The 5,123-nt window shown below is 36.0% G+C and carries 4 protein-coding genes; 1 reads left to right on the top strand and 3 read right to left on the bottom strand.

Annotation, left to right across the window (positions count from 1 at the left end; translation table 11 throughout):
• Nucleotides 1–302: 302 nt before the first annotated feature.
• The 3 genes from lysA to BM130_RS14935 all read right to left on the bottom strand — a co-directional run bounded on the left by lysA (nt 303) and on the right by BM130_RS14935 (nt 4,093).
• Nucleotides 303–1,457: a diaminopimelate decarboxylase gene (gene lysA / locus BM130_RS14945; RefSeq protein ID WP_029626745.1), complete on the bottom strand. Its 1,155-nt coding sequence runs from the start codon at nt 1,455–1,457 to the stop codon at nt 303–305.
• A 14-nt stretch (nt 1,458–1,471) separates the two neighbouring features.
• On the bottom strand, nt 1,472–2,782 hold the full coding sequence (locus tag BM130_RS14940; RefSeq protein ID WP_010528812.1) for an aspartate kinase: 1,311 nt from the start codon (nt 2,780–2,782) through the stop codon (nt 1,472–1,474).
• A 306-nt stretch (nt 2,783–3,088) separates the two neighbouring features.
• On the bottom strand, nt 3,089–4,093 hold the full coding sequence (locus BM130_RS14935) for a type I phosphomannose isomerase catalytic subunit (protein ID WP_010528811.1): 1,005 nt from the start codon (nt 4,091–4,093) through the stop codon (nt 3,089–3,091).
• 336 nt (nt 4,094–4,429) lie between these two features.
• Between BM130_RS14935 and yihA the strand changes: the two genes are divergently transcribed.
• Entirely contained in the window at nt 4,430–5,023 is a 594-nt protein-coding gene (gene yihA, locus BM130_RS14930; protein ID WP_029626744.1) for a ribosome biogenesis GTP-binding protein YihA/YsxC, read from the top strand.
• Nucleotides 5,024–5,123: the final 100 nt, after the last annotated feature.

Below are 5,123 nucleotides of genomic sequence, written 5' to 3'. Positions count from 1 at the left end.
GAATGAAATACTCTGGATATTTTTTGGCATACATACGGGCAACGCATTGGAGATAGGAAGGCGGATGTACCAGGCCGGGCAAGAGGTCACAAAGGCTGCTTAAAATCATTTTAGCAATACTATGAATTCTAACGGGCTTACCAATGGGGATGGTATGCTCTTAAAGCACCTATAACAACAATTTTAATTAACATATAACTATCTTGAAAAACTTATGTAAATACAAGAAGCCGGAATTTCAATCCCAGCTTCTGTGTTTTATTCTAATTTTTTCTTACTTCTGAAATTGCCTATTTAATTTTTCAAATGGTATCAGAAAAATAGACATCAGGGGTTTTTCGAAGGTTGTAATTTGAAACCATTACTTCACCATAAGCACCTGCACTTCTTATTGCAACTATATTCCCCCTCTTCATTTCAGGTAAATCAAGAGCTTTCCCAAAGCAATCAGAAGATTCACAAATTGGACCTACCACATCATACCTAACTTTATCTCCATTAAAACCTGATATATTATCAATTCTGTGCTGAGCCTGATATAATGCCGGCCTTATTAAATCTGTCATTCCGGCGTCCAAGATGGCGAAACGCTTTTTTGCCCCTTCTTTTACATATAGTACTCTCGAAATTAGATTTCCACACTGTGCAACTACCGACCTGCCCAATTCAAAATGAACCTCCTGCCCCGGTTTGGTCTCGAGAAACTCTTTAAATATTTTGAAATAAGCAGAAAAATCTGGTATTGGGTGACTGTCAGGATCCTCGTAATCAACTCCCAATCCTCCTCCTACATTAATTATTTTGGGAAATAAATGTTTGGCAATAAACCAATCTTGCAATTCATTAATGCGCAAGCACAACTCTTTAAAACTATCAAGTTCTGTAATTTGTGAACCAATATGAAAATGGATACCTTCAAATTGAATGAACTTCATCTGTTGCATCCTGCTGATGACTTTCTCAAGCTCTGATAAACCAATTCCAAATTTGTTTTCATCCAATCCGGTTGTAATATAGTGATGAGTATTTGCCCTAACATTTGGATTAATTCTAAACGCTACTTTAGCCTTTCTGCCAACTTTTTCAGCCAATTGATGAATGACTTCCAATTCGGCCAGAGATTCAACATTGAAACAAGCTATATCATGGTTGAGACCCAATTCTATTTCCCAATCACTTTTCCCAACCCCGGCAAAAAAAATACCATCAGCAGGGAACCCTACTTCCAGAGCTTTCTCCATCTCATAGCCGCTCACACAATCGACTCCAAAATCATACTGACAGATACGGTGCAGAATTCGATCATTGGCATTCGCTTTTATGGCATAGTGAATATGGAAATCATATTTTTGAGCTTCATTCCTCAGCGTAGACAAAGTCTCCTCCAGCAACAACATGTCATAATAATAAAAAGGGGTCTGGAGCCCCTCAAACTTATCAATAGGAAATACAGTCATTTTTTCGGAAAAATTCAAAACAATTTAGCACTTAAAGCCCTGAGAGCCCTAACTTTATCTTTGGAACTAACCAATAAGGAGATATTATGTTCGCTTCCACCATAAGAGATCATCCGGATGGGAATATCTTTTAAGGCTTCAAATATTCGATTGGCATACCCTTTATTTTCGGCCACCAAGTCACCAACAATACAAATGATAACCTGATCTCTATCGACCTCAACCGTACTAAATTTTCTTAGGTCATCGACGATTTCTTCAAGATGCCTGTCATTATCGATTGTAACCGAAACACCAACTTCGGAAGTAGTAATCATGTCAATTGGTGTTTTATAGCTCTCAAAAATTTCAAATACCTTACGCAAAAAGCCGTATGCCAGCAACATTCGTCCCGATTTAATCTTTATGGCAGTAATATTATCTTTAGCGGCAACAGCGGTTAATCTTCCTTTATGTTGGGAGGAGGAGATAATCGTCCCTGGCGCTTGTGGGTCCATAGTATTAAGTAATCTAACAGGGATATTGGCGAGCTTTGCCGGCAACACGCTAGTGGGATGTAAAATCTTTGCACCAAAATAGGCCAATTCAGCAGCTTCGTCAAAAGACAACTCTGCTATAGACTTTGTATTTTCAACATACCTGGGATCATTATTATGCATTCCGTCGATATCGGTCCAAATCTGAATTTCCTCGGCATTTACAGCTGCTCCAATCAATGAAGCAGAATAATCACTTCCTCCTCGCTGAAGATTATCCACCTCGCCAAAGGCATTTCGACAAATATATCCTTGAGTGATAAACAATTGTTTATCAGAATATCCCTTTAATATACGATTTAAATTTTCTCTAATATAAACAGTATCAGGCTCGTTACTTTTATTTGTACGCATAAAATCCAGCGCAGGGAGCAACACAGATTCGGTTCCATTTTCCTGAAGAAAAAAATTAAATAACGCAGTGGTAATAAGTTCACCCTGTGCTAATATGGATTTTTCTTCAAAAACGGTAAATACATCTTTAGTAAAGGACCTAATGTAATCAAAATGAGATTTAACTACCTCTAACCCTTTCGATTGGTACTCCCGACTGGTAAAAAGCTCATGTACGGTATCAATATATCCTTTTTCTAATCTATTTATAACTTCATTGGCACCGTCATAATTCTTTTTATACAAATAATTTGTAATTTCAACCAGGCTGTTGGTTGTTCCGGCCATTGCGGAAAGTACAACAATTTTTCTTTCCGGCGAAGTCACCAAACCAGCAACTGTTCGCATTCTTTCTGCAGAGCCTACTGAAGTTCCGCCAAATTTTAATACCTTCATCAGTAAATTATTTATCTAACTTATTGGTTTTGCAAAACTTACATTGCTTTTTCAATTTTATTTTTCCTTTTAGGGAAAAAGCTGCAACGCACATTTAATAATTGTATTCCCCAACATATTATAAACCCACGATGATCCTTCCTATATATCGATGCTCGAAATAAATTTTCATCAAAGTCCAAAATAGGAATAAATCATCAAATCATTATTGCTTGACAGCAAAATGCAAACCAAACTATCAGTTTATTGCATTTCAATGGACGCAAAATTACAATTTTTAACTCAACTCCAACAAATTCTAATATTTTATTTGCTTTCACCATCCGGGATATGAACTTCCAACAATTTACATTTACCGGTTGATTGTATAACAATCTCTTTCAAATCTGCAGGAATCAATATTGTTTCGCCCATTGTAATGGTTTCTTTTTGGTTGTCATGATAAATAATTTCAGCCTGACCCTCAACACCAATCAAAATAATAAATGAATCAAGTTTATAAAAGTCTTTTTGTAAAACATGACCATCTAAATTAATCAAGCTTGTGACAAAATATGGGGATTCTACGATTTTTGATACATCGTTCGTATTAGTGTTATACTCGGTTTTGTATTGCCCACCACCAGAAAAATCAATGGCATCAAGAGCCAAATCAGTATGAAGCTCACGAGTTTTTCCTTGAGCATCTCGCCGGTCAAAATCATAAATTCGGTAAGTTACGTCGGAGGTTTGCTGAATCTCGGCCAGTAGTATTCCCTTTCCGATAGCATGAACTCTACCTGCAGGGATAAAAAAAACATCTCCGGGCGCCACTTCATGTTTAGCCAATAAATCATCCAGCCGTTTTTCCTGCAGTGCTTTAAGATATTCTTCTTTACTAACATCTTTTTTAAACCCACTAATTAGAGATGAACCTTCATCGGCTTGCATTACATACCACATCTCTGTTTTGCCAAAGGAATTATGCCGTTTTTGCGCCAACTCATCGTCCGGATGGACTTGGATGGATAATACATCGTTGGCATCAATAAACTTAATTAACAGAGGAAATATATCACCAAACTTTTCAAACACCTTATCCCCAACCAATTCAGACATATAAATTTCCAGCAATTCATTTAAAGTATTACCTTTTAAAAACCCATTACTGACCACCGATACATTACCCTCTACACCGCTTAATTCCCAGCTCTCACCAATATCAGTAGCCGATCCAGTTTTTTTATTTAAAAGAGTTTTCAATTTTGTTCCACCCCAAATTCTTTGTTTTAGTATGGGCTCAAATTTTAAAGGATATAATTTTCTTTCCATTTTAAACGCTTTTATGTCTTATGGTCAACAAAGATAATCACAACAATTTTATTCGGATTTTAATTGCCCAATAATTTATCTGGACCTGGAAGTATGTTTTTTTCAAATAATCGTTGCTGTAAATATTTCCAACTATATCAAATACTTATTTAAAAGCCTTCCATTAAACTTACTTGTATCTATATATTAAACTATCAAAACCTTTTCACTATCTTTTCCTTTTCTCAAAATAAGACTAAAACACTAGCCTAATCTTAACTCGCTTACTTATTTTTAGAGTTATTAACTCCATCCCAGCCGACAAACGATAAAACTTACTATTTTTGCAAAATGAAAATGGTGATAACTGATGCAAAATTCGTAAAAAGCAGCTCAACCCTACAGGAGTGTCCATCTCCAAACAAGCCGGAATATGCTTTTATTGGACGCTCTAATGTAGGAAAGTCATCTCTTTTGAATATGCTCTGTCAAAGAAAAAATTTAGCCAAAACATCAGGAACTCCAGGAAAAACCAGGCTAATCAATCACTATCTCATTAACAATCAGTGGTACTTTGTTGATCTTCCCGGTTATGGCTATGCAAAACTATCAAAAAAAGAGAGACTTAAATTCACCAACCTGATTAATGATTACTTGCTTCATCGTTCTAATTTGGTTTCTCTTTTTGTATTAGTTGATTCCAGGCATCCTCCCATGGAGCAAGACCTAGACTTTATTAACAATTTAGGGAAAAACGGAATTCCTTTTTCAATAGTTTTCACTAAGACAGATAAGCTTAAACCGATGCAACTTGAAAATAATACGCTAGTTTATAAAAAAAGGCTTTTACAGGATTGGGCAGAAATACCTCAACTATTTTTCACATCTGTAATCACCCAAAAAGGGAGAGATGAAATCTTACAATTCATCGAAAAATTAAACAAGCAATAAAATTACTGGAGTTTCCTCAAAAATTAATCAGGGAATAAAGATAACTGGAATTGGTTGTGATGAGGACCAATCCGGCTTTTGAAATCAGCAATACCTTTCC

Origin of the sequence: Thermophagus xiamenensis, from assembly GCF_900112795.1 — a bacterium.
Classification (GTDB): domain Bacteria; phylum Bacteroidota; class Bacteroidia; order Bacteroidales; family Marinilabiliaceae; genus Thermophagus; species Thermophagus xiamenensis.
Note: the sequence above shows the minus strand (reverse complement) of the source record. Positions and strands in the feature narration are given on the sequence as shown.